General features: G+C 53.1%; 1 protein-coding gene. It reads right to left on the bottom strand.

The window, feature by feature from the left end:
* On the bottom strand, nt 1–262 hold a 262-nt coding region (locus tag ACTHS3_RS18100), incomplete at both ends, for a hypothetical protein (protein WP_440368810.1).

Raw genomic sequence — 262 nt, forward strand, 5'->3', positions numbered from 1 at the left:
TAATACCAGTCTTCGGCGTATTTTTCGTTGAATATTTTGTCGAGAAACAGGGTGGATGCGGGATAGCCGCCGGTGGAATTGGTTTGCGAATTGTTAAACGTCCCCCAAATCCCCGCCTTCAAATCTATCCAGCGGTTGTTTTCGGGTTTCCATGTGTAGTCGAGGTTGACGGCGGTCTGCTTCACCCACGCCTGCGGCCATTCTGCCATCAGCGTGCCTTTGGTGAGCTTGCTCATGTCGGTTTGGGCGGAACCGTCCGGTT

This window comes from Neisseria sp. P0009.S007, from assembly GCF_051962515.1.